Origin of the sequence: Mycoplasma testudinis ATCC 43263 (assembly GCF_000687795.1) — a bacterium.
GTDB classification, from domain to species: domain Bacteria; phylum Bacillota_I; class Bacilli_A; order Mycoplasmatales; family Mycoplasmoidaceae; genus Mycoplasmoides; species Mycoplasmoides testudinis.
Genome location: NZ_JHXT01000007.1, coordinates 19,044 through 44,630 on the forward strand (window position 1 = coordinate 19,044; position 25,587 = coordinate 44,630).

22 protein-coding genes, 2 tRNA genes and 1 other annotated feature are annotated in these 25,587 nt (G+C 31.6%); of the genes, 20 read left to right on the forward strand and 4 right to left on the reverse strand.

What is annotated here, in order from left to right:
- Positions 1–373 precede the first annotated feature (373 nt).
- The 6 genes from T384_RS0102330 to T384_RS07260 all read left to right on the forward strand — a co-directional run bounded on the left by T384_RS0102330 (position 374) and on the right by T384_RS07260 (position 2,810).
- Complete coding sequence (locus tag T384_RS0102330) at positions 374–796, forward strand: DUF1951 domain-containing protein (RefSeq protein WP_027119680.1); 423 nt, start codon at positions 374–376, stop codon at positions 794–796.
- A 94-nt stretch (positions 797–890) separates the two neighbouring features.
- Positions 891–1,017: a sequence feature (ribosomal protein L10 leader region), on the forward strand.
- Positions 1,018–1,039: 22 nt separating this feature from the next.
- Positions 1,040–1,525 (forward strand): 50S ribosomal protein L10, encoded by a 486-nt coding sequence (gene rplJ, locus T384_RS0102335; RefSeq protein WP_027119681.1) that lies wholly within the window; start codon positions 1,040–1,042, stop codon positions 1,523–1,525.
- A 30-nt stretch (positions 1,526–1,555) separates the two neighbouring features.
- Positions 1,556–1,918: a 50S ribosomal protein L7/L12 gene (gene rplL / locus T384_RS0102340; RefSeq protein ID WP_027119682.1), complete on the forward strand. Its 363-nt coding sequence runs from the start codon at positions 1,556–1,558 to the stop codon at positions 1,916–1,918.
- 68 nt (positions 1,919–1,986) lie between these two features.
- A complete protein-coding gene (gene rpmF / locus T384_RS0102345) occupies positions 1,987–2,160 on the forward strand; it encodes a 50S ribosomal protein L32 (protein WP_027119683.1) in 174 nt (57 codons plus the stop codon).
- Between the two features lie 6 nt (positions 2,161–2,166).
- Positions 2,167–2,430, forward strand: coding sequence for a hypothetical protein (locus T384_RS0102350; protein WP_027119684.1), 264 nt, complete (start codon positions 2,167–2,169; stop codon positions 2,428–2,430).
- A gap of 221 nt (positions 2,431–2,651) precedes the next feature.
- Positions 2,652–2,810: a hypothetical protein gene (locus T384_RS07260; protein ID WP_156933118.1), complete on the forward strand. Its 159-nt coding sequence runs from the start codon at positions 2,652–2,654 to the stop codon at positions 2,808–2,810.
- 19 nt (positions 2,811–2,829) lie between these two features.
- Here T384_RS07260 and T384_RS0102365 read toward each other — a convergent pair whose 3' ends face one another.
- On the reverse strand, positions 2,830–3,636 hold the full coding sequence (locus T384_RS0102365; RefSeq protein WP_027119685.1) for an alpha/beta fold hydrolase: 807 nt from the start codon (positions 3,634–3,636) through the stop codon (positions 2,830–2,832).
- A gap of 184 nt (positions 3,637–3,820) precedes the next feature.
- On the opposite strand from T384_RS0102365, the gene T384_RS0102370 reads away from it, so the two are divergent.
- The gene (locus T384_RS0102370) at positions 3,821–4,414 is read left to right on the forward strand and encodes a hypothetical protein (protein ID WP_156933119.1); all 594 of its coding nucleotides are present in this window, start codon (positions 3,821–3,823) and stop codon (positions 4,412–4,414) included.
- 757 nt (positions 4,415–5,171) lie between these two features.
- Positions 5,172–6,071, forward strand: a complete 900-nt coding sequence (locus T384_RS0102375) for a Bax inhibitor 1 family protein (RefSeq protein WP_027119687.1) — start codon at positions 5,172–5,174, stop codon at positions 6,069–6,071.
- Positions 6,072–6,186: 115 nt separating this feature from the next.
- Here T384_RS0102375 and T384_RS0102380 read toward each other — a convergent pair.
- Positions 6,187–6,275 (reverse strand) — tRNA-Ser (locus T384_RS0102380).
- 39 nt (positions 6,276–6,314) lie between these two features.
- A tRNA-Ser gene (locus T384_RS0102385) sits at positions 6,315–6,405 on the reverse strand.
- 253 nt (positions 6,406–6,658) lie between these two features.
- On the opposite strand from T384_RS0102385, the gene T384_RS0102390 reads away from it, so the two are divergent.
- The 3 genes from T384_RS0102390 (at position 6,659) to T384_RS0102400 (ending at position 10,218) form a co-directional block, all read left to right on the forward strand.
- Complete coding sequence (locus T384_RS0102390; RefSeq protein WP_027119688.1) at positions 6,659–7,285, forward strand: MG319/MPN454 family protein; 627 nt, start codon at positions 6,659–6,661, stop codon at positions 7,283–7,285.
- A gap of 537 nt (positions 7,286–7,822) precedes the next feature.
- Positions 7,823–8,392, forward strand: a complete 570-nt coding sequence (locus tag T384_RS0102395; RefSeq protein ID WP_027119689.1) for a hypothetical protein — start codon at positions 7,823–7,825, stop codon at positions 8,390–8,392.
- Between the two features lie 77 nt (positions 8,393–8,469).
- Positions 8,470–10,218 (forward strand): lipoprotein 17-related variable surface protein, encoded by a 1,749-nt coding sequence (locus T384_RS0102400; protein WP_027119690.1) that lies wholly within the window; start codon positions 8,470–8,472, stop codon positions 10,216–10,218.
- 46 nt (positions 10,219–10,264) lie between these two features.
- Here T384_RS0102400 and T384_RS0102405 read toward each other — a convergent pair whose 3' ends face one another.
- Positions 10,265–10,576, reverse strand: coding sequence for a hypothetical protein (locus tag T384_RS0102405; RefSeq protein WP_027119691.1), 312 nt, complete (start codon positions 10,574–10,576; stop codon positions 10,265–10,267).
- Between the two features lie 502 nt (positions 10,577–11,078).
- On the opposite strand from T384_RS0102405, the gene T384_RS0102410 reads away from it, so the two are divergent.
- The 9 genes from T384_RS0102410 to T384_RS0102450 all read left to right on the forward strand — a co-directional run bounded on the left by T384_RS0102410 (position 11,079) and on the right by T384_RS0102450 (position 25,571).
- The gene (locus tag T384_RS0102410; protein ID WP_169734577.1) at positions 11,079–12,761 is read left to right on the forward strand and encodes a hypothetical protein; all 1,683 of its coding nucleotides are present in this window, start codon (positions 11,079–11,081) and stop codon (positions 12,759–12,761) included.
- 551 nt (positions 12,762–13,312) lie between these two features.
- Positions 13,313–17,068 (forward strand): MIP family Ig-specific serine endopeptidase, encoded by a 3,756-nt coding sequence (locus T384_RS0102415; RefSeq protein ID WP_027119693.1) that lies wholly within the window; start codon positions 13,313–13,315, stop codon positions 17,066–17,068.
- Between the two features lie 19 nt (positions 17,069–17,087).
- On the forward strand, positions 17,088–18,593 hold the full coding sequence (locus T384_RS0102420) for an MSC_0624 family F1-like ATPase-associated membrane protein (RefSeq protein ID WP_027119694.1): 1,506 nt from the start codon (positions 17,088–17,090) through the stop codon (positions 18,591–18,593).
- 9 nt (positions 18,594–18,602) lie between these two features.
- A complete protein-coding gene (locus tag T384_RS0102425) occupies positions 18,603–19,124 on the forward strand; it encodes an MSC_0623 family F1-like ATPase-associated protein (protein ID WP_027119695.1) in 522 nt (173 codons plus the stop codon).
- Between the two features lie 2 nt (positions 19,125–19,126).
- Positions 19,127–20,023 (forward strand): MSC_0622 family F1-like ATPase gamma subunit, encoded by an 897-nt coding sequence (locus T384_RS0102430; RefSeq protein WP_027119696.1) that lies wholly within the window; start codon positions 19,127–19,129, stop codon positions 20,021–20,023.
- Positions 20,016–20,498 carry an MSC_0621 family F1-like ATPase epsilon subunit gene (locus tag T384_RS0102435; protein WP_027119697.1) on the forward strand — a complete coding sequence of 161 codons (483 nt, stop codon included), beginning with the start codon at positions 20,016–20,018 and terminating at the stop codon, positions 20,496–20,498. Before T384_RS0102430 ends, T384_RS0102435 begins: the two co-directional genes overlap by 8 nt.
- 11 nt (positions 20,499–20,509) lie before the next feature.
- Positions 20,510–22,672, forward strand: coding sequence for an MSC_0620 family F1-like ATPase-associated subunit (locus T384_RS0102440; protein ID WP_027119698.1), 2,163 nt, complete (start codon positions 20,510–20,512; stop codon positions 22,670–22,672).
- A gap of 2 nt (positions 22,673–22,674) precedes the next feature.
- Positions 22,675–24,198 carry an MSC_0619 family F1-like ATPase alpha subunit gene (locus tag T384_RS0102445; protein WP_027119699.1) on the forward strand — a complete coding sequence of 508 codons (1,524 nt, stop codon included), beginning with the start codon at positions 22,675–22,677 and terminating at the stop codon, positions 24,196–24,198.
- The gene (locus T384_RS0102450; RefSeq protein ID WP_027119700.1) at positions 24,198–25,571 is read left to right on the forward strand and encodes an MSC_0618 family F1-like ATPase beta subunit; all 1,374 of its coding nucleotides are present in this window, start codon (positions 24,198–24,200) and stop codon (positions 25,569–25,571) included. The genes T384_RS0102445 and T384_RS0102450 overlap by 1 nt, the downstream gene beginning before the upstream one ends.
- The last annotated feature ends 16 nt before the right edge of the window (positions 25,572–25,587 follow it).

Consider the following 25,587-nt stretch of genomic DNA (forward strand, 5'->3'; position numbering starts at 1 on the left):
GTAGAATAATCAAAAAAGGCCATATTTATTGGCTTTTTTTCAAAAATAACTCCTAGAGTTATGAAATTTTGGCAAAATGAACCCTTTTAGTAAATAAGTGCTTTGTAGTTCAAATTTAAAAACGTTAGATTTTTAAAGATATTTTATTTTTATTATGATAGTATGTTAATAAGAACAAATCACCAATATCAAAGTATTTGATCTTATGCTTTAAATAGTCACTACCCAACCGTGAAGATGTTTACCATATCACGAAGTTTGATAAAACATCATTTATTGCATTCAAACTGCGAAGAGAGAACGATTTAAAAAAGTCTTATTTGGATCATTTTAAATATTAATACATTAATCACTACATAAAATAGGAATAGAAATGTCACAATCTAAAAACTATAGTAATCAAATTACCCAAGCGATTCAGATTTTTAACGAGATGTGTGCTGACCATCGCGTGAAACTAGACTTTATTAAAGATGTTTACGAAACTGACGGTGCAGCAAACATGGATTTTAAATTGGCCCAATTGCAAAAAATTATGGAATGCGTTTGCCAGCAAGTTAATCCTGGAGATGCAAAAGCTTACTTTAAACAAAATTTAAAAGTCATCTCTGAAAGTGACGGAACCGAAGATATCTTGGCGTTATTCAAGCGGGATTCAAAAGTTATTGACGAATTTTGTATTTCGTATTTAACTTTTAAGCATTCCCTTGATTTTGATGATAATGAAAGAAGCACTTTAATTAAAATTCAAAACACTATTGCTAAGCAAATAATTGATTTCTTATATTCAGCTTAATTTTTAAGCATAAAAATAAATTAAGTCGCCTCATATTATGGGGTGACTTTTTATTTATGGTCTACTTAATATGATATCTTAGTTATTTTATGGTATTATTCATATGCAATTACCAAAGAAAGTAACTGGATTTTTTCCTTAATTTGTTACCGAGGTTTCTCACTTTTGTCTGTGATGGACTGAAATTCTTTTGGTTACCAAAAGAATTTTTTCTTAATATTGCATTTTTAATGAGGAGTCAGTATGAAAGCAGTCATTCAAAATAAAATCGACCGCATTAATGAAGTTGGCGCCGTTATTAGTCAAGCAAAATCTTTTGTTGTATTCCAATACAGCACAATGACCGCACACGAAGCTAGTGCAATTCGTCGCGAATTACACCAAGCAGGAAATAAAATGTTTATTTTAAAAAATAATATTTTACGCCGTGCTATTGCTCAAGCAAACATCACTGTTCCAGATAATTTATTAGTTGGACAAGTGGCGATTGCATTTGGGATTAATGATGCATTCCAACCCATTAAAGCTGTTTTCAAGATAACTAAAGACCGAGATCACATCAAATTCAAATTTGGTTATCTAGAACAAAAGGTGATTGATGTTAATGAGTTAAATCAAATTGCATCTTTACCTTCTCGTGAAGAACTATACAGCATGTTCTTATCTGTGTTACAAGCTCCTTTACGCAAATTGATGTACGCAATGAAATCAGTTGGCGAAAAGAAATAAACTAAACCATATATTTAAAAGGATATAACAATGGCAAAATTAACAAAAGAACAATTTATTGAAAGCCTAAAAGAAATGACATTAGTTGAAATCAACGATGTTATTAAGGCAATCGAAACTGAATTCGGTGTATCTGCTGCTGCTCCAGTTGCTGCGGCTGCTGGACCTGTAGCTGCTGCAAGCAGTGAAGTTAGCGTAATTATGACTAATGCTGGAGATAAGAAAATTGAAGTTATCAAACTTTATAAAGAAATCTCTGGATTAGGTTTAATGGAAGCTAAAGCTGGTGTTGAAAAAGCACCTTTAACTGTAAAAGCAAACATTAAGCCTGAAGAAGCTGCAGAATTAAAGAAACGCTTTGAAGCTGCAGGCGCAACTGTTGAAGTTAAATAGGATTTATCCAATCAATTTTAATAATCCTAGGTAGTTAAAACTACTTGGTGATTCACTAAGGAGTTATTATGGCAGTACAACAACGTCGCTCGAGTAAACACCGCCGCGATAAACGCCGTTCGCATGACGCTTTAAGTGGTCCAACAGTTAACACCTGCAAAAACTGTGGTGCTTTAAAAAAAGCACACCGAGTTTGTTCATGTGGCTATTACGCTGACAAGCGCATTACTAAAGGGCACTAACCGTTTATGAACGACAACAAAACACTTGAAGAAAATAAGATCGTTTTAGATTCCAAAGAATCTGGTTTTACAAAACACGAAAGTTCTCTTGAAGCATTACGTCTAAAAAAAGATATCAAACTCAATTTGTTATCTAATTCTAGTCGATATCAAAAAAGAAAAATTCATGAAAATACAAACTGATTTCACGTGATCTTAGTGATTACATTGACCTTTATTGGTTTATTTATTGGAATAATTCTTTGCAGTTTAATTCTGTTATTTGCCTAAAAAGTTTTGTTGTAATTTATTTGATAAAGAAGCAAACCATCTTTGGTTTGCTTTTTTTATTTTTCATTAATAAAAAAGGCTTAAAATAATCGTAGTTTAAAATGTGAATTTGGAGCACAAGTATGGACTTACTTAAAATGGCATTTCGGTATTTAATGAAAAAAGCTGCAGCGAAAGCTAAAGAAAAACAAAAACTTGAAAGATTATAAAAAGCCCAAGAAATGAAACAACAGACGAAATTAAAACGCGAAACCAAAACGGGGATATTACAAAACAAAACAAAATCAGAAAATAGTCAACTTCTGAATGATCAATCCCAAAAAACCACCAAAACTAAAGTTCGTGATAATACACCGTTTTCTCCCTTTGATGAAGATTAACGTCTTTTGAAGAAAATATTTATTTCTTAATATAGAGATTGATTAACCGATTGCATTCAATTGGATTATCAGCAAAAATCAGATGCCCGGCAAAGGGTACTTCATGAAGTTTTATTTTTAATTCTTGACACAGGATTTTTACATTTGTTAATGGAATATAAAAATCATGATCGGCATTAGCGATAACAATTTTTTTAGCATTTCTGATATATAAAGGTTTAACTGTTTCATTAACAAATTTTTCATCAACAAGCATTCTTACGAATTTTTTAAAAGTTGTTTCGTTAAAGGTTTTGTTATTCATTATTCCAATTGTGATTGCATCAAGTTTTTCTAAAAAATCTTTTTTTCGATTGATTGTTAAATCAAGTATTGACAATTTAGCTATTAGTTCATTTTCGGGAATTAAATAATTTTGCAAAATTTCATTACGTTCTTTGGGGTTTGGAACGTAATTGTATGGAGAAAACAACAATCCCTTAGCAATTAAATTGGCATCTAGTGCATATAATGCTGTTAAAGCTCCAAGTGATGTGCTTGTTACTAAATCGATTTTAATATTTAAAGTTTGGATAAAGTCGATAATAAATTCTTGGTAATCTGCTGGTAAAAATTCTTGCTTATTTTTATTTGTTGATTGGGTTTTACCCCGCCCGGGTAAATCCACTGCAATTAAGTCATATTCTTTATTTATTTCTTTTAATTCAATGAACCGTGTATGATCTCCACCAAAGCCATGAATGAAAAGTACTTTAGGTTTATTTGTGTCTTGAAACGAGTAATAAGCATCGTAATTTTTTAATTTGATTGTTTTGTGTTCAGTCATGATTTTTAACCTCAATTGTTATTGATTTTAATACTAGTTTTATGTTTTCTAGCCCCTTTTCACATTATTAGAAATTTTGTTTTTAAAAAGTTACGAGATTTATTAATTTGTTGTTGATTATTTGTTAGAATATGGGAATGCTTAAATTAGAATGAAAGTTTAATTGGTTAATTCGATGATTAAAATGAAAAAACGTATGTTAATTGGGAGTTTATCTTTTCTTGGACTTAGTGGAGTTATTGCAACCACAGCTATATCTTGCGCTAATCCTGAACAGTCAAACCAAAAGCCTGGTAGTCAACAACCATCCACTCAAAATCCTAACGATGGGATTCAACCAATTGATCAACAAGAAAATACAGTTGTATCTTGGCATGCAAAAGTTAAGGATTTGCAAGTAAGTGCAAGCGCTAATGTTAAAGTTAAAAAAGCAAATGAAGCTTATAGTGAACAAGATAAGATAGTTTTTCCTAAGGGTCAAGATTCTAACGACTTGAAAGGAACATCGGCTCTGAATTTTAAATTATTTAGTTCTTTAGCTAATAATAATCTTCCGCCATTACCTGCTAATGTCTATTTAGATTTGGCTTTTGTTCCAATGGATGAAACTGGCGAAATTAGTGTTATTCTTGGATTAGCAAAATCATATGATTCATCCAAAAAAATTAAAGTAGTTATTGATCAAAATGGAAAAGAAATTATCACAAAAAATCAAGACGAAATTAGAGAATATCAGCAAAAGTTACCTACTTTAAAAATCGTAGGGTTTACGAAATAATCTAACAATTTGTTTGTTGCTGTTTTAATTGTTCTTATACTCATGCTTATGTGGTCAATTAATTTCTAACATAATAATTATTTTTATCAGGCTGATAAGTTTTCTAAGGCAATTGTTGTTCACGTTAGACCTGTGAAAAACATTTCTGTCAATTAATTCTTACTAACGCTAAAACAAAAAACTTTCCATAAATTTGCTGATTTACTTTTTTTAGTTCTAGATTAATATTATTTGAAGCTCAGTAATAATATTTTTACCTACTAAGATAAAACTCTATAGTGACATCTTTTACATTCTTAGATAAACATAGTATCGTTTGTTCTTTCGCTTGTTAGGTTTCTGGCTTTTCGTGTACTATCTCCTGGCTTTTCGTGTACTAATTATACTTACCATATGATAAAAACCAATTGTAACCCTTGTAATTGCTAGTAATTAGAATTTATAATAGGATTTTTGTGGAGCGTGTTTAGAGCCCAACTCTTTAAATAGTTAAACATGATAATTTGAGCAGCTAAACTGAAAAATCTAAATTTGCAAGACTTTGGTGTGCAAATATAATAGCTAAAGTTAATACGCAAACTTTGAAATGAAACCAGAAAGATTTAAATTCTTTTAAACTTTTTTTCTAAAACAGAGTTTTTAAGAAATAAATTTATTCTTTACACCTATTTCTTTTATGAAGTCTCAAAAGTGGGCTTTTTTAGCTCGATAAATTATATTTGTTATAATGAATGAATCCATTTTTCGGAGGTTTCACTTGAATTCAAATAACCCTTACAATCAACCATACGGATATAATTCGCATGGTCCAAGAAGCTATGACCCAACTTCGAGTAATTATGGTTCAAATAATTATTCAGGTGGTTATGGCCAAACTGGCAAGTACACATTTAATCAAGCACAAACTAAATTAATGACTAGATCTTTTCTAGTCACAGGTATTTGCTTTGCATTAATTTTTATCATTGCTTATGGCTTATATGAGCTTTTGTTTAATTATGCTGCAGTTAATGAAGGTGTTGCTCGTTTTGCTAATGGTTTATTAGCAATTGGTCCGATTCTAATTTTAGTTTCTAGCATTATGGCTTGATTCATGCGCCCTAGATTAACTAAATTTGGTTTTGGATTTATGATTTTTGCAACTGGGTTTTATGTTTTAGCACAAGCAATTGGATTTGGTCTTTTATTCTTTGCAATTAGATTATCTGAATTTGTTAGTGATCAATATCATTTAGCTGATATTATGGTTTTATTTGCAATTGGTGGGCTGATGTTCATTGCAATGGCTTTAGTTGGCCGGGTTTTATCTAAACGCGCATCAGCACATTTAGGGCGTTTTTTATTCTTTGCAGTTATTGCGTGAATTATTGGAACCTTAGTTTTCAGCTTGGGTTTTGCTTTTGGGGTTAATGGTGGCAATGGTGCTAGCAGCATTGTCATGATTATTAGTTCCGTAGTTTCTGGAGTAATTTATTTACTGTATATTGCCTATATTGTTAGTCAAATGCGCCGTCAAGCGGAATTTATGGATTTATATGGGAACGAAAACAAGCAATTAATGCGCAGTTTATCTTTAAGCTACGGCTTTTATTTATTGTTTAGCTTAATAGGTTTAATTTGAAACATCATTCGTTTATACATGTATTTTAAACGTTAATCAATTTAATTTATATTTTGTTAAAGTTCAATCTACCAAGATTGAACTTTTTTATTTATGTTAGGTAATATCAAAAAAATCAAACCTATCTGGTTTGACTTTAAACTAATTTTAATGGCGGAGACTGAGGGATTTGAACCCTCGCGTGGTTTCCCACCTAACGCTTTTCGAGAGCGCCCCCTTGAGCCTCTTGGGTAAATCTCCATGAAAAATTATTAGTTTTTAATAATTTTGAAATGTTAATGGCGGAGGCTGAGGGATTTGAACCCTCGCGCATCGTTAGACACCTACAAGCTTTCCAAGCCTGCCCCTTCAGCCTCTTGGGTAAGCCTCCATAACCAAAAGCAATTATAAATTAATAATTCCTGTAGGTTTTCTATTTTAGTGTTTTTGATCAATGATTTGATTAATAAAGATTAAGATCTTTACCACGATTTGCCTCTTTTATATAATTATTATATAGACGACAATGGTGTTTAATTTAGGAATGTATTTTTTTCCATTTCATAAATATTTTGTGTATACTTATTATTATATTCTATTTAAAAGTAGCAATATTATTAATAAATACTCACAGGGAGAAACGTATGAAATTTTTCGGTCGTTTGTTTATTGCCCTCATTACATTAGTTGTTTTTGCTGTCTTAGTTTGAGTTTTCTTGGCTGCTTTCTGATTTAATAATCTTTATGATCCGATTGCGATGGCAAATAATTACTTTAGTGCTCAAGCATTAAGTTTTGCCAGAGGAAATGGTAGCCCAGACTGAAGTCCAGCCGCTCCCCAATTTATTGGTGATAGCAGTATTTTTGGAAGCATTCCCCAAATGTATGCTTTTATAAGTGCTGGCATTAGTTCTGGACCACTATGAGTTAGTCCAATTGTGTTAGGTTATATCTTACCTTTTGCAATGGGAATGACATTTGCAGGATTAATTTTATTCATCGTGTGAATGTTTTACCACTTTGCATATGGTAAAAGACACCGTAAGGCTAAAAAGGGTCGTTATGATGAATATGACTCTCGGGTTAATACGCACCGCCAAGAAGGTCGAAATTATGATTATCCGCCACGTGATTACGATCGCCGGGGGGATAGCCGCAGAGTTCGTAATACCCGTCAATATGAAGATGATGGATATCGTCCAACCCGACGGTTTGAAGAAGACGAACCTTACGGATATCGTCCGTCACGAGAATATCCAGACCGCTACTAATTGTCTTAGTGCATTAATATAAGATAAGGATTTGCTGATGCAAATCCTTTTTTTGATGTTATTTTAATTGATAGTGAATTACTTGCAATCTAAGTAAAGAAAAATCACTCGTTTCATTATGCTCTATACCTCTTAAAGTAGACAAGTTAAATAAAACTTGAATACCTAAGTAGGTATAGAGCATGGTTTAATTCGCGTTTTTTTGTTTTTTTATATGCATATATTTATAGATTCGCTAGCGGAGATACCTCTATCATTCTGGAGTAAAATTCAGGTCAAACGGTCATAATCTCATTTGATTTGAGACAAGAAAAACGTTCTTAATTCTTACGTAGGTTTAAATAACCAATGGTGTTAGTAATATTTTGGTTTTCTCATAGCAAAATTGAAAAAGGTTTGGTCTTTTCTTTTAGTTTTAATAAGTTCAAAATTGTCATGTTTAGACCATATTTTTGAATATTTTATATGAATGACAGCAGGAGGGGGCTTGACAAAAAAAAAAAAAAAACATAATTAAAGAAAATTAAAGGAGATTTTATGTCAGAACGTTTGGCAATCGAAACTTTGCTACGAAGTTATTACACAAGTAGAGGAGTGCTCGCTCTTGAAATTGAGCAAAAGATTGATTTTTTTAGATGACTAATTCGAGTAGCTTTAGAGAGAACACAAATACTTGTGAACAGAATTAGAATGGCAGAAACAACAATAGGTCTTGTTGATCCAATTAATCATGAACCACGAATAAGAGAATTTGGTGGGGACGATTATGAAATTGAACCAGCTATTGCAACAATAAAGGGTGCTGAAGCGTTAAAAACTCTTTTTGTTATAGATTTAATTGATAGTTTAATAAGTAATCAAAATCTTTATGAAATGGATCTTCAAACACTGGAAAGATACATAAATTTATTTTCTAGCACTAATGATTTGATGGCAGATGTTAACGATTTTGACCATCATTTAATCTGACAGCCAAATTTACATGAAAATGGGCATAATCCAATTCACACTTTTGGTCAATTTGTTAAATTGATTAATTATTCTGGTGGTAAAAGATTTACAAAGGCATTGTCTACCTTCATAAAATATCGAAGAGAAAATAATTAAAAAATATATTTAATTAACTCAAAAATTTAATGGCGTGTTTTAGGAATAAATAACAATCAATATAGGAAAACTAGAAAATGAAATATCAAAATAAAAAAAGAATAATAATTGGGTTATCGTTAGGATTAGCTTTGCCAATTACAGCTACCGCAGCTGCTTGTGGCAATAGCCAAAACTTTGATCAACTTGGAACAAATAACCCTGGTAATCCTCAAGGTCAAGTAGACTTATCAAGTCAAGATAAAGCACAAATAGCGAACTATTACAATAATGTGCCAAAATCTAATTTTGTCGCTTTAGATAGCGACAAACTGCCAAGTCAAGTTCAAGCTCAATTTCAAACCACAGCCTCACCTAATGATATCAACTCTAAATTCAATAATATGTTAGGAACTTCAAGTTCAACTATTCCGCCATTATTTGTTACATCAAAACAATATTTATTTAATTTTAGTGTAGTTAGTGGTTCTGTTGACGACCGTGTGGGTCGGTTAACCGTCAAAATGGTATTAAGCGAAAATCGTAATGGAACAAATGTTTATTTTAAAGCGAACGGCGATGCCACAACAAATATCACTGAAGCTGGCATTCAATTTAATGTTGAAAGGTTTGCAAGTTACGATAAAATAAAATCTACAACACAAGATTTTTTTTCACAGTTAAGAACAAATGCAAATGCTACCGCTTCGAACGAATTTTCTCAAAAGATTCCATCTTTAGTAACCCCCGCCGATCTTTCTAATATCGATAATTTCAATAAAGTTTTATCGGTAAATAATAAAATTAATATCCCTTCTATTATGAGTAGTTTAAATTTCACGATTACCGAATCAAATGCCAACGACACACAAGGTACAGCAAACTTTAGGATTACAGCCAAAAGTCAAAATATCCCCGATTTAAATGCATCCGCAAGTATTTCGGTATCAAATTTTAGTACTCAACAAAACCAAATCACAAAAGCATTACAATCAATTCCAAATACTATCACATTAACAACAGAAGATAAGGATTATATCCCCGAAAATTTTGCATATTTGCAAAATAAAGATCCTTCGTCATTAACAAAATTTATTAGCGACACTTATGCTTCAACATTACCAAATAGTTCGAATCAAACTAAGTTTACATACAAAGTTTCTGTCGATCTCTCAAAATATAATAATGACGATGGAACCATTACAGCAACAATTGGTGTTTCCTCAAATAACAATGCTTTGAATGGTTCAAATTCTAAATCAATAACTATTAATAATTTGGTTACACCTCAACAATTAATAGAAGCATCTAAAAATTATTCTGATGAAATTCATAATTATTTAGAAAAAAATGGTCCAAACGGGTCGAATGCTTTGTATGCAAATTCAGAAACTGTTTTCGACAAATATTATGATGCTATTTTAAAAAATGGCAATACTTTGGATTACAAAACTTTGGATGGTAGGAGTCATTTGGTTTTAAAAAACCAAACAATTTCAACAGATTATTATAATTTTATTTCTAAATTAATAAACTATCTGCCAAAAATCAAAAGCAACAATAACATTATAAATAAAAATTTCAATATTTTTATCAACCCTTTTCAAACCTTCGTATTCAATATCCAAAATGATACAAACCCAATTGGTCTGTTTGTATCGTTGTACAATAAAATCCCTTCTCAAAAAACCAATTCGATTTTTGAAACATTAAATGCTGATGGTAAATTAATAAACTTAAATGTTAATGATCAAAAAGACCCTAATAAAGATAACAATTTTGGAATAACCTTATATCTAGACTACAATTTGTCTAACAAAGATTTTTCGAAAACAAACAACAACTAAATTTATACCATGTATATTAAAAAAGAGACTTCGGTCTCTTTTTTTATTACTTACTCCCCTCAACCCTCTTCCTATCCAACTCAATCTTCAACATTGAAATTTCCCTTATCCGATCCCCAATCGTCTCAGCCATGCTTTTAAACAAATCTTTAATCTTCTCAGCTTCTTTTAAAATCTTCTCGTGCCTTTTCAACTCAATATCACAATCGTGAGCATTTAATCATTTTGTCTTATCTTTACTTCGGTACAGAGTTTCTAGTTCATTGTCATCCAACGGCTCGCCAATTAATTCCGCTCCTTTAAGTACATTTTTAATATTAACTAAATCTTCAATCGTCTCTCGCGATAAAATAATCACTTTTTTTCAATTTGTTCATATAACTTTCGATATGAGATAAAAACAAACCAATAAATTGCCAACCGGTTCTTTATTTGTTAGATTTCTTAATATAATTACTAAATTAGGATACTTGCTTATTTTGTGATTAATGATCAGATTTTAAACAATATATAAAGTTACTGTTTTTTTAATTTTCTATTTATGCTTCAGAATTCCTGAAATCGAAAATAATTCTTAGAATACTAATTACTTGAATCATTATTTTTTTATGGTGCTATTTGGGAAAATTAAAAACTAATAAATGGAAGGTTGTCACTTATTTTATTTCCTTGAAAATTAAAAATATTTTTTTAAAATTTATCCACAATCTTTGCATTGGTATAGATTGTTCTTTGCATATTATAAAAAGATTTTAGAACTTAAATGTGATTGGAATTATATGGTTATTACTGATAAAAAATTAAATGTTAAACAGTCTTGGCTAATATGACACTTTAATCCGCTGATGGATCAACGTGTAATGAAATTACGGGCTTGAATTATGTTTTTAACAATTCTTGTAGTATATGCCATGGCTCAATTAGCATTCAATAGTGTTAATCAAGCCAATTCCACTGGAAATGGTCCAGTTGCTACTTTGTTTCCCTTATCAGCAACAGATCCTAGTATCGCCAGAATTTCAACTTGATCAATTCCTTTAACTCGAGGAATAACTTCTGTTTTATTAGGGTTATTGCTTCATAAAATTGGTCATAAAAATGGAATCATTTTTGCATTTTCATTAATGATTATTTCTTTACCTTTCGTTTTTACTCCAGAAATTAAACAATCCTTATTATCCCAGGGAATTAGTGAAGATATAGCTTCTAGAGCCTCGTATGGTTTATTTTTGGTTTTTCGAATCTTTTTAGCAGTAGGTGGTCCTGCTTCATTAATTTATACGGCTCCATTAATTGTTAAATTCTTTGTTGAACCAAAACAACGCTATGCAGCGTCTAAAATTACTAATGCACCAGCTGAAATTGCCGGAATTGTAGCTTCATTATTATTTATTAATGCGATGACCCGTGACGGAATTGCTGGGCAATGAACTTTAATTGGTGGGGTCATTATTGGTGTGATTATTTTAGGAATGATTGTCTATTTAATTTTTGGAATGCAATTTAACATTAAAACCCCCAATCACAACTCCATTTTTATTGAAGATAAAGCCCCAGAATCTAAAAACCAATTTAGTTTCATTTTAAAACAACGCAGGGTTTGGGTTTTGTGTTTGGCAACTGCTTTTTCATTGTATGTCATTGTTGAACCAGCCTCTGGAGTTTTGTCTAATTTTTGAAATCGAACCGATGCTAATGTCGCTGGAGTTTGAAATTTAAACACTGGACAAATTCTTCAAGAAAATAGTATTGCAACATACCAGTTTGCATGACAAATTTTATTTTCTTTAGGACTTTACACTGGATTGTGAACGATTGCTAAATGATCATCAACAAAATATCAAATTGCTCCTTATGCTGGGGTGATGATTATTTTAGGAACTGCTTTTTTGGGGATTTCATATGGCATCGGAGTAATTGGCTTAAGTCTTCCAGTTGTCGCCGCATTTACTTTAATTTTTGGTTTATTAGGAGCTACTTTTGTCTTTGGTACAGAAATCATTTCTGGAGTGATTGTATATAAATGAGGTTTTAATCCATCTCAAGTAACCTACTTTACGTCTTTTAACTGGACTTTCATTTATATTAGTTTTTCTGCACTTGATATCATTACCGCCTTTATAGGCACTGCTGGAGTAAGTGCTCATCGAGCTACATATGCTGATTTAATAGTGAATGATCCGAGCTTGTTTAATACTACCTTAAATGGAGATTTAACAACATTTTTGAAGATTCGAAACAATTTAATTGGTTGAGTTGATCCCAATAACCCAGATTTATTTACTGCTCAAAAGTGAAATGTGAGTCAAGATTTCTTTAATTCTTTTGCGCCCGCAATCAATAATTTGCATCAGCAATATCTTCCCCAATTATCAATAATTGCTGTTTTACCCGTATTATCTGGCGTCTTTTTCTTATTAATTCGAAGTAAATTAAAGACTGAAGTTGCATTTTCATTAATGCACTTCAAAGCTAATTATCTTCAATTCATTAAATTAAAAAGGGTATGAAACCATTGTTTTAAGCGTCAAAAAAGCAATTAAAGTGTCTTTGAATTAGAATCGAAAGTCTCTTAATTAAAGCTTTTAGCTTAATTTTGTCAACCAAATAATTACCCAAATTTTAATTATTTTGGACCAGTTTTTATGCCTTTATTTGACAAAAGTTGCAAAATCTAGATATAATAGACTTGTAAATCAGATTTAATATCTATTTACAACCACACTAACTTTACGATTTAACTTACGTTGAATCTTTACATTTTGTTTATTATTAGATTACCTGGATTAAAAATGCGTCTGCTGTTTTGTGTCTTTGCATTATAACTAACTATTCTGTCTCTGTTCTCCTCCTTTTTTGGAAATTTCTCATTTTTAATTTTCTCTTTTTTTAATCTTACTTCTTTCTCACTCTGTTATTAGTTGGTTGATTTGTGTGGTTTATAGCCATTAGTAAATCAGCCACAATCTGTTCATATATACAGTCCATTCTTCGTTTTGAATTCTCTTCTTCTAAAACTTAGATTTGCTATATCTCTTATAAACACTTGCTATCTATGTACAATAGATAGTTTCAATTTAAAGGAGCAGCTTCTATGCGTGCCAATAAAAAAATAATGTTAAGCATGATTGCAGGCGTTTCGCTTGCAGCCAGCTTTACAACTGTTGGTGTGGTCGTTGGTACGAACCAAGCTGCTCTTTCGAATGGAAATGTGATTTATGACAGTAGTGCTGAAAATGCTGCTTTAGTTCAAAAACCAAAACCAATCCCCCCTATTGCTAGTAAGCCAGAATTAATGCCAGAAACTCCTACGCCAGCAGTTCTGCCTGCGCCGCGTGAAACCCAAAATCGGCCTAGTGAATCAACAGCTGAATTAATTGCTAGATTAACTGATAATGGTGAATCTGCAAGTTTAGTTGAAGGCCATCATTCTATTGGCGGAGTAGGTTCGTCAACTCCATCAATCCGCCGCAACGGATTAGTTTCTAATACTGATCCTAACGATAAATTTAATTATGGTTCATTTTCATTAGGGTCGCAAGATAGTGCTGAAGTTTTAGGAAAATTAATCGCTAATGGTGTGACTTTAGATAATTTGCCCCGTTTAAGTGAACCAATTTCTTTAAGTGATATTGAAAAATTAAAGGAAAACAGCTTGTTTTGGGTTCCAGGACAAAAAGTTATTAACCTTGATAGCCAAACCGATAAAGATAAACTTTTGAAAGAAATTAATGAAAATGTTCAAGTTTCATTCTTTAATGGGGGTGTTGTTCGTGGTTCATTAAATGATTTAGTTAATTTAGGTAACGCCTTTAGAAGTGGTACACCAATTACTGGTTTAACCAAACCACAAAAAGATTTATTTGATGTCTTTAATACAATCATTAATTTTGATTCAAATAAAGATTATTACGCTAATAATACCAATATTTTTAATGGCGTTCCTAAAGTAAACGTTCCTAATTCAACGCGTTTGATGGTTGATGATAGTAAAATTTCGCCAAGTGATTTATCAGTTCAGGCTATTAAAAACATTACTTTAAAATTATCTTTTAATGCTCAAGAATTAAATACCTTAGAGCAAGGATTAATGCCAACTTTAATGAATCTTGACGGATCATTTGGTGGGACATCGCAACCTCGACCTGCATTTGTTAATGCCGTGCAATTTAAAAGAACTCAAGATAATATGAACCGATTCTTATCAATTACATCAAATTGAGAAAGAACCGAAAATGACATTTTAAATTTGAACTTTAAACCAAATGCAGGTGAAGGTCAATCCGGATATGATAAAAAAGACCTTGGTGCTATTAAAGGCTATGAAGATGTTGCTAACTTGTTAGAATACACCAGCGTTTCAGCACCGAACAACATTCGTGAAAACCGCTACATCATTAATATTCATTCAATGCAAAATTTGGCAAGCAAAGCTAAGCCAACTGCTATAGGATTAATCGATGCGGCAAGAAATGATGGTGCGCAAAATGGTAAGATGCAATTTGTTAGTCCTAATTCTGGAATCGGTGTAGCGATTCGGAATATCAATGCTACAACAGCTGATATTAGTTCTAAATTTATTGCTAGTATGCCTAACTTAGTGAAATCATTAACTTTGTTTTATGATTGAAACAATCCCCAAGTTGTTAATGCTTTAATTGATAATCCCAATTACAATAGTCCAAGTACCAACTTAACAGAATTAAATATTTATACAGATTTAGATACTCCGTTAGGTCAAAAAAATCCGGATGTAGATAAAGCAACAAATTTAACTCGAATAGACCCACGAGTTTATCAAAAAGTTAATCCGACTGCTTTTGATTATGGTTACAATGCTATTTTTAATACTTTATCAATTAAAGCTAATTCTTCACGACAAGATATTTCCAATGCTATGAACTATGCTTATGTTCAAGGTAAGAACCGGCGTGAATTCCAAGGATCATTTGGTGGCGAAGGAGGTTATCCAGTAAATTGAAATTTCCAAGATAACAATCAATGGGATATGAATAACGTTAATGTCCCAAGAATATCTAATTTCTCGAAATTTCAAAAAATCACTTATGCTTCTTTAGTTGGTGGCGTTGCTGCACCACTTGATTTGCAAAATTTAAAAATTGACAATACCGATAAAGTTCAATATCAAGTTGACGATGTTACTAAAGGGGTGTTCTTTGCTAATTCATCGCCAAATAACCCCCAAGCTTACGTTAAAGTAATTGGTGGTTCAAACCGCTCGACAAGTGCTAACTTAGCAACAATTAATAATTATGCGAATAGCGCTTGACAATACATTCGTAATATCGATTTACGCGACTATACTGATGCTAAAGGAACGACTTATTCAACTGGATTTAATCAGCAAGCAGTTGAAAGTGCTAGTTGACCTAAAACTGTTGAATACATTTATTATGGTAACAACCAAGTTTATAAAAACCCAAATGCCTACCCAACTGTTAAAGGTAATCCAACACCACCAGTTATTGCTAATGGAACATTCCAAGTAAGTGCAGATTCTTCAGTAGATGTTTCAGGAAATGTTGCCCCTGTTAAAGTTGGCAATAGTACCATTCCTGCATTTGATAGTATTTATAAAGGTAATGTTCCATCTCCAGCTGGAAATGACCGTCGTTTATACATTAGTTTAGACAACCCCCAATACAATAATGTTTCAAATGATATTTATAATGCTTTAAACGATTACACTTCAAAAATCATTGTATCCACGAATATTGACCAAAAAGGTAAAGATGGAAGTATCATTACCCAACCAAATAGCAGTCTTCCTGCCAAAGAAACTGAAGATGGAACGGCGTGGATTTTAGACTATCAAAAAACAAGTGATGGTTCATATCCAACAACTTGGTATTATGGAACTAACATGCACGTTATTGCGAATATGAATAACAATAAAAATAACTTGCAACCAAATGAATTTATTAGTATTGGGAAGTATAATCCAGTTACTAAAACAACTGAATTTACAACATTACAACACGAAACTTATCCTGAAATTGTTTTTGAAGCTAAGGACTTTATTAACAATAAATCATCGATTAACGTTTATGACCAACGTAATCCTAACAGTCTTAACACGCTAGATAATTACTTTAAAGACTTTGCCGTTATTAAGGTTACTTATCCAGATCAAGCAACTGCTAAAAAAGCCACTGCTGATTTTGCAACTAAATATCGTACACCTAAATTTAAATTTGATAAAGCCGGAGTTTTAGGACACAGTAGTCAAACTTTAGTTAATAACAAAAATATTTATGTTTTAGGATTCCCTTTAACTGGTGGTACATCAGTTGGACGATATCCTGTAATTAACAAACGAACGGGATCAGTTGATCGTAATAATGGTCAAAGTTATGCAAATTCTACCAATAATCAATTTGTTAATAATTACGATCAATCATTACCTGGAATTTATGACATTCGTAGAATTGTTGATACGTCAGATACAACAACTATTAACGGAATTGCACGTCGTGCGCTTGATTTAAAATACCAAGGTAATTGGTACCAACGTTTTGGTTTAACCTTAGGAGTTGATGATACGAACTTACAAGGTGGTGCATCTGGATCTTTAGTTGTTGATGGAAATGGTAATGTTCTTGGAATCTATTGGGGAACTGTGGAGGGTGCTAACACTGGTTTAGTTGATGCTTTTGTAAGTCCTGAATTGAAGGATGCTAACGGCCACAATCTTTTATACGGATATGACTTAATTAATGGTGGAGGCGTTAACCAAACTAATTCATTTAAACAATGGCTCCAAAAACAAACTGATAGTAATGGTAAAAACGCACTAGCTGATTCATGATTATTTGGATCAACTAATTAAAAGGTATGATTTATTAACAATGCAAAAACTCACTTTTAAAGTTCAACCTTTAATAAAAACCATTAAAAGCACTTTCTTAAAAACAAAACGTGCTAGTTTTAGTTTAATTAACACAAAGTCGAATTTAACGACCTTCATCATTAAATTTATCATTTTAGGTTCTTTATTTATCGTTAGTTTAATCACATTATATGGATTAAGTGATTATTTCTTTAATGCCAAAACGATTGGCATACAAGAAATTTTAAAAATTAACACGCCATTGTTAAAGTTTCAAAATTATGCTGCTGCTTTTCGCTCGGTTATTCTTTATTTAATTATTTTAGCCGCATTTTCAAATGCTTATAAAAACCTGAACCAATTTAATAAGCATTACATTAAAATAATTTGATGAACAACATTAAATTTAATTCCGGCTTATGTTGGAGTTTTTAGTTTCTTTTTATATCAAGATAATTTTTCGTTTACAAATATTTTCATTTTTAGTTTGATCTGACTTTATATTTATGTGGTTAGTTTATTGCACTTTTTAATCGTGGAACGTAAGTTCTTAAAATTAAGTCCGTACAATAACATTAAATTGAAATTGCTGTACATCAGTTATGCAAGCAAATTATTAACCTTAATTATTTTTTATATCGTCTTTGGCTTAATGGCTTTTACTGGAAATCAAAGTCTTAATTCCTTTGACAATAATGTTTTGGTTTCTGGTGTTGATGCATTATTAATCAATATCACTTCAGCACCCGCTGTGGTGATTGTTTTCTTTTTAACTTTGGCTGGGTTTATTTTATTTTCATTAAATAATTTAGCTAATATCTTTTATGCTCGGGAAACTAAATCTGCCCGAAATTACTTTGCACATATAATAAGTTTTGCTGGTGTTATTTTCTTAAGTATTCTAATTTGGTTTAGTTCAATTGCATTTGGAATTTTTCCTGTATTCGATCCGATTTTAGGGACCATTAAACCTTTAAATAACTTCCGTGCTGTAGTGGCTTTAAATCTCATTATTTTGGTTGCTTATTTTATCTTAAAATCACTTAAGTTACCGATATTTTCTGGAGTTTTGAATTCATTCTTATTATCTGGATTTGTCATCTTGATATCATGGATTATGACTTTAATATCAGTTAATATTAATCGTTTTGATAACGAAGTTTATAAAATTGTTTGAAGTAGTGCGTGAACTACTGGAGTTTTATTATTTGATCTTTTAATTCGCTTGAAAAAACGCATTCGTAATTACCAAATTGTGATGTTGGCATTTATGGTAACTAGTATTTTCTTGGTTTTGACAATAATTGGTTTTCGGATGATTCTAATAAATCACCAAAATATCTTGCCATTAGACTTATCACAATTACCATTTGTCGCTGAATTAGTAGTTTATATAGTTGTGGTAATTTTTGCTGGTTTGATTGGTCTTAGTAGTGCAATTGTTTATCAACAATATCGCGCTTTGCATCCGAAGAAAAAGAAAATTAAAATGATTCGAAAAACAATGATTCATTCACGAGAGTAGGTAAAATATATGTCCATTTTTAAAGCTAAAAAAATTGTATCCAAAGAAACTGTTTTCGAACAGGAAACTGATATTTATGATAAATACGATCAGATTGTTCAATTACGCGATTTTATTTCTTTCAATCAACTATTGGGTTCGACAATGTTAATGACCAACGAAGGACCTGATAGTAAAGTTGTTGATGTTTTCAAACGAATGCTTGCCACTGCATACGATAAACGGTATGATATCGTGTTTAACTCTTTTGTTATTTCGTGAGTGCGTAACATTCGCATCAGTTTAACAAAATTGATTCCCACATTAGACAATCCTGAATCTTCAAATGTTGATGCTCTCAATACTACAATTCCGACAGAGTCAGCTGCACTTGATGCCTTCTTTAAAATGTATAACACATTAATCAATGCTTATTGTATTGATGAAAATCGCTACATTGAAGTGATTCCTAATGTTGTTGTATACAAAATTAAAGGAACAACAAAATTAAAAATTGCATTTAATGCTGCCACATTAGCTAAAGCGAATTAAATATGAACATTAAAAAAATCAAATTAAGACTTAAAAACTTTATTTCAATTAAGAAAATCGTTGCTTTAAAAAGAAACATTTCTATGATTCAAATTAATCAATTGATCAAGAAAACGCGTTTTTTATTAAAGAACGTGCTTTTAAGTCAACATTTGATCGAATTATTGGTTAATCGCGAACATTTAATTTCACCAATTTGAAAAAATGAAAATGATTTAACAAAACAAAAAACCAAAAATAATTTTGCTCACAAGACCTTGTGAATCTATTTGACTAATGTCCAAAAATATACCAAGAACTTTTATATTAAAACTAATGAAAAATTATTATCACAAAACAAAAGTCAAGACGCTTACATTACATTAGGCAAAGAAGCTCAAGAGTTTGTAAAGCAAAATAATTTAACCCTTTTGCACGCATTTGATGATTTTAATAATCAATTAGTATCCACTAAACTCGCTCGCTTGATTAAAACTTATATTGTTTCAAACCAATTTCAAGAAGTTAAATTCATTTTAAACACCAACAAAATTGACGATTATGTAGCAACAATTTTTCCCATTAAAAAATTCGATTTCAAAATGTCTTTAAATGAATTACAACAAGATATTGATAAAATGCAATTACAGGACTTTAAAATTTATCCTGGAGTCAACGAATTTTTAGAATCAATGGCTACAAATTATTTTGAAAACGTTGTTGATACTATGGTTGTCGAAGCTTCTTTTATCAATTTTAAAAATAAGTTGATTGAAGAAAACCGACAATTAAAACAGCTTGACGATTTAATCAAGAAAAACAAAATTGATCTAATCAAAATTATGCGGGAAAAAGAAATTGAAGAAATCGTTATGATTACTGAAGGTAACAAGCGGTTAGGGGAGCAATCTCATGGATAAATTAAACACCAATACTTTTCAATTACTTAAAGTCAATCTTATTAAGAATGACGGTAAAACAAAAATATGATCTGCCAATTCTGTTTTTGTTTATAACGATTTAGAACAAGTATGGGATGAGCTTGATGATAATGTACTTGTTAAAAGCGAAAACTTTTTTGTCCGTTTTGATCGTCATTCTAAAAGGTCTCGCTATTTATTATTATCAAAAAGCTTATTAAAAAAACAAGGTAATGAAATAAACCTTTATCTAAATGAACCATTAGTAGTTTACTATCAAGATTATCTAAATATCCAAGCTAAAAATCCGATTGAAAAGATTAAACAATTAAAAACCAAAATTCAAGAATTAAAACAAGCACAAGATTGGGGCTTAGGGATTGCTGATCAAATTGAATTAGAATTAGCGATGATCGAGCTTAAAAAATACGAATTAATGATGCAATTTAGTTTAGTTGCAAGAGAAACCGATTAGGAGGTATAACCATGAAAAAGAATAAACAAAAATGAACGCTTGGATTGAGTCTTTTTTCAGCATTGGTAGTTACACCAATTGTCATCAGTGCTGTTCAACCAACCCACACAAAAACTTTTTCATCTGCAAATGCATTAGGTTTAGTTTCACAAGAAAATGAAACCACAACAAAGCCAGCAATCGATGATACAGTTTTGCAACAAAATGCAGGTTATTACCAAAGAACTTTAATTACAGATATCACCACTTTAATTAACACAATTGATACTGCCATTAATACTGAAATTACCTCTTTAATTCAAAACGATGATACAACAACTACAGCAACAGAAACCGGACAACGTCAGTCCCGAATTTTCTACTTACAAAAAGTTAAAGAGTTCTTGCAAAATAATGAAGAAAATATTAAAAAAGATCCGATGAAATATGGATTTGAATGAATCTATCCAGCTGTGTTTGCAACTAACTTAAAAATCAATTCGGGCAACATTACTTATAATGGTAAAACTTATGAAAAAATTTCATTTGCGAGTCCAGCTGACTCTAATTCAACGTTACCAACTTATGCTAAGTTAGTGGCTAATCCAAGTGATTTAACTAGTACTGGTGAAAAAGATAATACGGTGACAAATGAAGAATTTATCAAAATTTTCACTGACTACAACGCCGCTTTAACAAAAGACTTTCAAACGATTTTCTTAAATCAAGAAGATCAACCTGTTTTGGGCCGCGATTATGTTTTTACACCAAAATCTCAGGCCGACGGTTCAATTGTCTTTGTTGCTTCTGATCCACTTAATATTTCAGGAATTACAACTTGAGATGACTATATCATTTCGAAAATTAAACCCCGCTTTGCTGATTTTGATTTAAACCAAAACATTAATAGTCAACAATCTCAACAAATTCAACCACCCCCGGTTGCGCCAGTTGTTCCTGAACCTGAACAACCACCTACTAATCCCAACGAAAACGTTACAATTGATAATAATGAAACACCATTACCAGCAAATAAAGCAACAGAAATTCGTGATATTCCAAACCTTGATCCAAAGATAACTTCATTATCAGATCCATTAACTCACAAGCGTTATGACCAAATGTCTGTTTTGCAATTAATTCAAGCCTACAATAACGCCTTAACCCAAGAACAAAAAGACCAAATCATCTATTTTGATAACCCGATTAATAAGCGCTTCACTTATACCTTTACTAATCTATCTCAATCAGGAAGCACGATTGCAGGTAACGTTCATCTAATTGATAATTTAGTAGCCAACAACACTCGTGATTATCAAGCTAATGTTACTAACATCGTTCCGTTTAATGCTGCGCCTAATGCGGCTAGTGCTTTGCAATTTAATACCGATTTAGAATATACTAAATTTACAACTCTAAGAAAAGCTTTCAATAAAATCCAGGACGCTTTGAAAGTGACTGATAATTTTGATGTTAGTAAATTAGAAGGGTTAACTCCTGACGATCAAATCCGGGTATCAAACATTTTATTTGCTTTAACAAAAATTGTTTTTAATCAACAAGCTAATAATAATTTTCAAACAACAATTACCGAGTTTATGGAACAAGCAATTCAGCAAGGAAGTAATGATGCTTCTTTAAATGATTTTGCCAATCGTGTTCACAATTTATTTATCAGTTACATTATTAACAGTAAAATAGACAGCACTCCTTTAGCCCAATACATTCGTAACTTACTAGTTTCAAGAATTAATAACCTCCAAAAACTATACGAAGATAACCGCTTACTTTTGAATTCGTTTTATGAAAAATTAGGTTTGTCAACTTCGGATGCAGTGTTATTGTTTAATCGCTTGAAAGCCCAAGCAGACGCGATGGAAAACATTGATTTAACATCAAACAATACGGCAATTTCAGGATTTGACAATCTTCTTAATTTATCAATTAATGCTAACGTTTTCTATCGCCCGTTGTTTAACATCATGCAGCTTGCAACCAATCAACCTCCAATTGATAACCAAAATCAAAACCAAGTGGTTCAAGAATTTAAGCAAAGCGTTGCTACGATTACTACACCAACCAACGTGACAGCAATCGTTCTTGGAGTGTTAGGGGCCCTAACGGGTGCTTTAGTGATTACCATCATTACCCTTCGTTTTAAATGGTTTAAAAAGCAAGGTCTCAAAGGAAAATAATTATGCAAAATAAAGTTATTATTAAAGCAATTTTGGACAATATTGTCGAAGTGCAAGGAAACTATAGTTTCCATGAGGGACAATTCTTTTATTTGAAAGATAAACCCCAGATTAATGCTTATTTAATTACTGCAACAGAAAAAGGTGCTTATTTATTAATTGACAATAAATCAGACAATCTTAAAATTGGGGATGAGCTAATTGAAAATTCGCAATTAAAATTTGTTCGTTCGTCACATAAATTCTTTGGAAATATCATTGACGTTTATGGCAATGTCATTTTACCTAAACCAAGTACAGTAACATATGATGTTCCTTATGTTGCAGATTTATGATCTAAACCAGTTAATATGCTTGCAAGACAAGAATTAAATACCCAACTTTATACTGGAATTTTAGGGATTGATTTGTTTACTCCAATTGGTTTAGGACAACGGCAATTAATCTTGGGTGATCGCAAAACTGGAAAAAGTCATATTGCCTTAAATATGATTATTAATCAAATCAAACGCAACGTTAAATGTATTTATGTTTCCATTGGTCAAAAACGGGAAAATTTAGCCTCAGTTTATGACTTATTAAAAAAACATGGTGCGTTATCAAATACCATCATTATTGAAGCTAGTGCAACTAGTGCCTACCAGCAGTTTCTAGCCCCTTATGTGGCGATGGCTCATGCCGAAAATTTTTCGTACGAAGATGATGTCCTAGTTGTATTTGATGACTTGACTCAACACGCTCATGTCTACCGTGAGTTATCACTATTAATTGATAAACCAATAGGGAAAGAAGCTTTCCCTGGCGATGTGTTTTATCTCCATTCAAAACTTCTTGAAAAAAGTGGAAAGTTCATTGGTCGAAAATCAATCACTTGTATTCCGATTGTGAAAACAATTAACAACGATGTTACCGGATTGATTTCAACAAATATTATTTCCATCACTGATGGTCAAATTGTTACTGATACTGATTTATTTGCGCAAGGAAAATTGCCTGCTATTAACTTTAACTTATCAGTGTCACGGACCGGAAACTCCGTGCAAAACCAAACAACAAAAACTATTGCTGGAGAAATTTCAAAAATTTATTTAGCTTATAAAAAACAAATTCGTTTGGCTAATTTGGATTATGAATTAAATAAAGAAACTAGTGAATTAATTCATAAGGGCCGTGAAATCGAAAAGATGTTAAACCAAAAAGGATTAGCTGGCTATAGTGAACGCTTCTTGTTGTTGATGGCAAAATTAATTACTTGGGGTATTTTACGATATGTTTCAGATTCTGAAAAAGCCAAGAAATTTATTACGACATTAATTGACCAAGATCCAGTTGCTGAAGCAATTTTTAAAATGGTTGTTTCTGGCGAAAACTTTGATAATGTGTTAATGAAAAATTATTTCGCTTCAGCTTTAAATCAATATTTTACAGCCGCAAAGATTGATAACTATATTCCTTTAGATATTGAATTTATTAAATTTACAACTGCGGAAATGAATACAATAATTAAAAAAATGGAGAATGCATAATGTTTGGTAAAGTAATTAATATATTCACGAACGTCGTTGAAATCCAATTTGATCAAAAATCCAATGACTTGGTTTTAGATCACATTCTAAAAAATGCCTCGAATCGTTCGTTTATTCAAATCAAAAAGATTTTATCAGACACTAATGTTTTAGCAATTGTGGTTGATACAGACGAACCAATTCGTATTGGAGATATTTTTGAAAATACGATGCACGGATTATTGGTTCCAGTTGGTAACGGTGCAAAAAATAATGTTTTCGATATCCGGGGTGTTCCATTAACGCAAAATAAAACAAGCGAGCCAGTCCGTTACATTGATATGAATTCGATTTCTTTAAAAACTAATTCGCTAGTTCCCAATCGACAAATTATTGAAACCGGAATTAAAGCTATTGACTTTTTTATTCCTATTCTTAAGGGATTTAAATTAGGTATCTTAGGTGGTGCAGGAGTTGGTAAAACAGTTTTAATGAAAGAAATAATTTTTAACTCTAAAAAAACTCAAGGCAATGTTTCTTCAATTTTTATTGGTAGTGGCGAACGTTCCCGCGAAGGTCTAGAACTATATAATGAATTAGTTGCTTCTAAATTGATGAGTAATACAATTATGTATATTTCGCAAATGAATGAACCTCCAGGAGCAAGAATGAATATTGTCCCATTTGGAATAACTAGTGCTGAGTATTTACGGGATTACCAAAAAGAAAATGTCTTCGTTTTTATTGATAACATTTACCGTTATATTCAAGGAGGAAATGAAGTTTCATCATCACTTGGAAACAAACCATCAATCGGTGGCTATCAATCGACTTTGGATAGTGATGTATCAGCTGTTCAAGATCGTTTGACAACTAGTGATCGTGGTTCGATCACTGCCTTTGAAACTGTGTTTTTACCAATGGATGATTTAACTGACCCTGCAGCGGTTTCTGTTTTCAGTCATTTAGATTCAGCGTTGGTATTATCGCGTGAACAAGTAGAAAAAAACTTGTATCCAGCATTTGATCCGTTGGCTTCAAATTCAAGTAGTGTGAATATTGATATCATCGGCGAAAAACATTTTAATGCAATTTTACAAGCTAAATCGATTTTGCAAAAATATAAAGAACTCGAAGACGTTATTTTAATCTTAGGTTTTGACGAACTGGATGAAGAGAGCAAAATCGTCGTTGAAAAAGCTTTACAGTTACAAAACTTCTTTACCCAAAGATTTTTTGTGGCAGAAACATACACAAAAGAACAAGGAGTCTTTGTTCCATTAGAACAAACCGTTGATTCTGTAATTGAAATTATCAACGGAAAATTCAAAGGAGTGAATCCTGAAAAATTCAGCTTCATTGGTTCAACTGCTGACGTTGTTATTAACGAATAACTTTAACTATAATCTC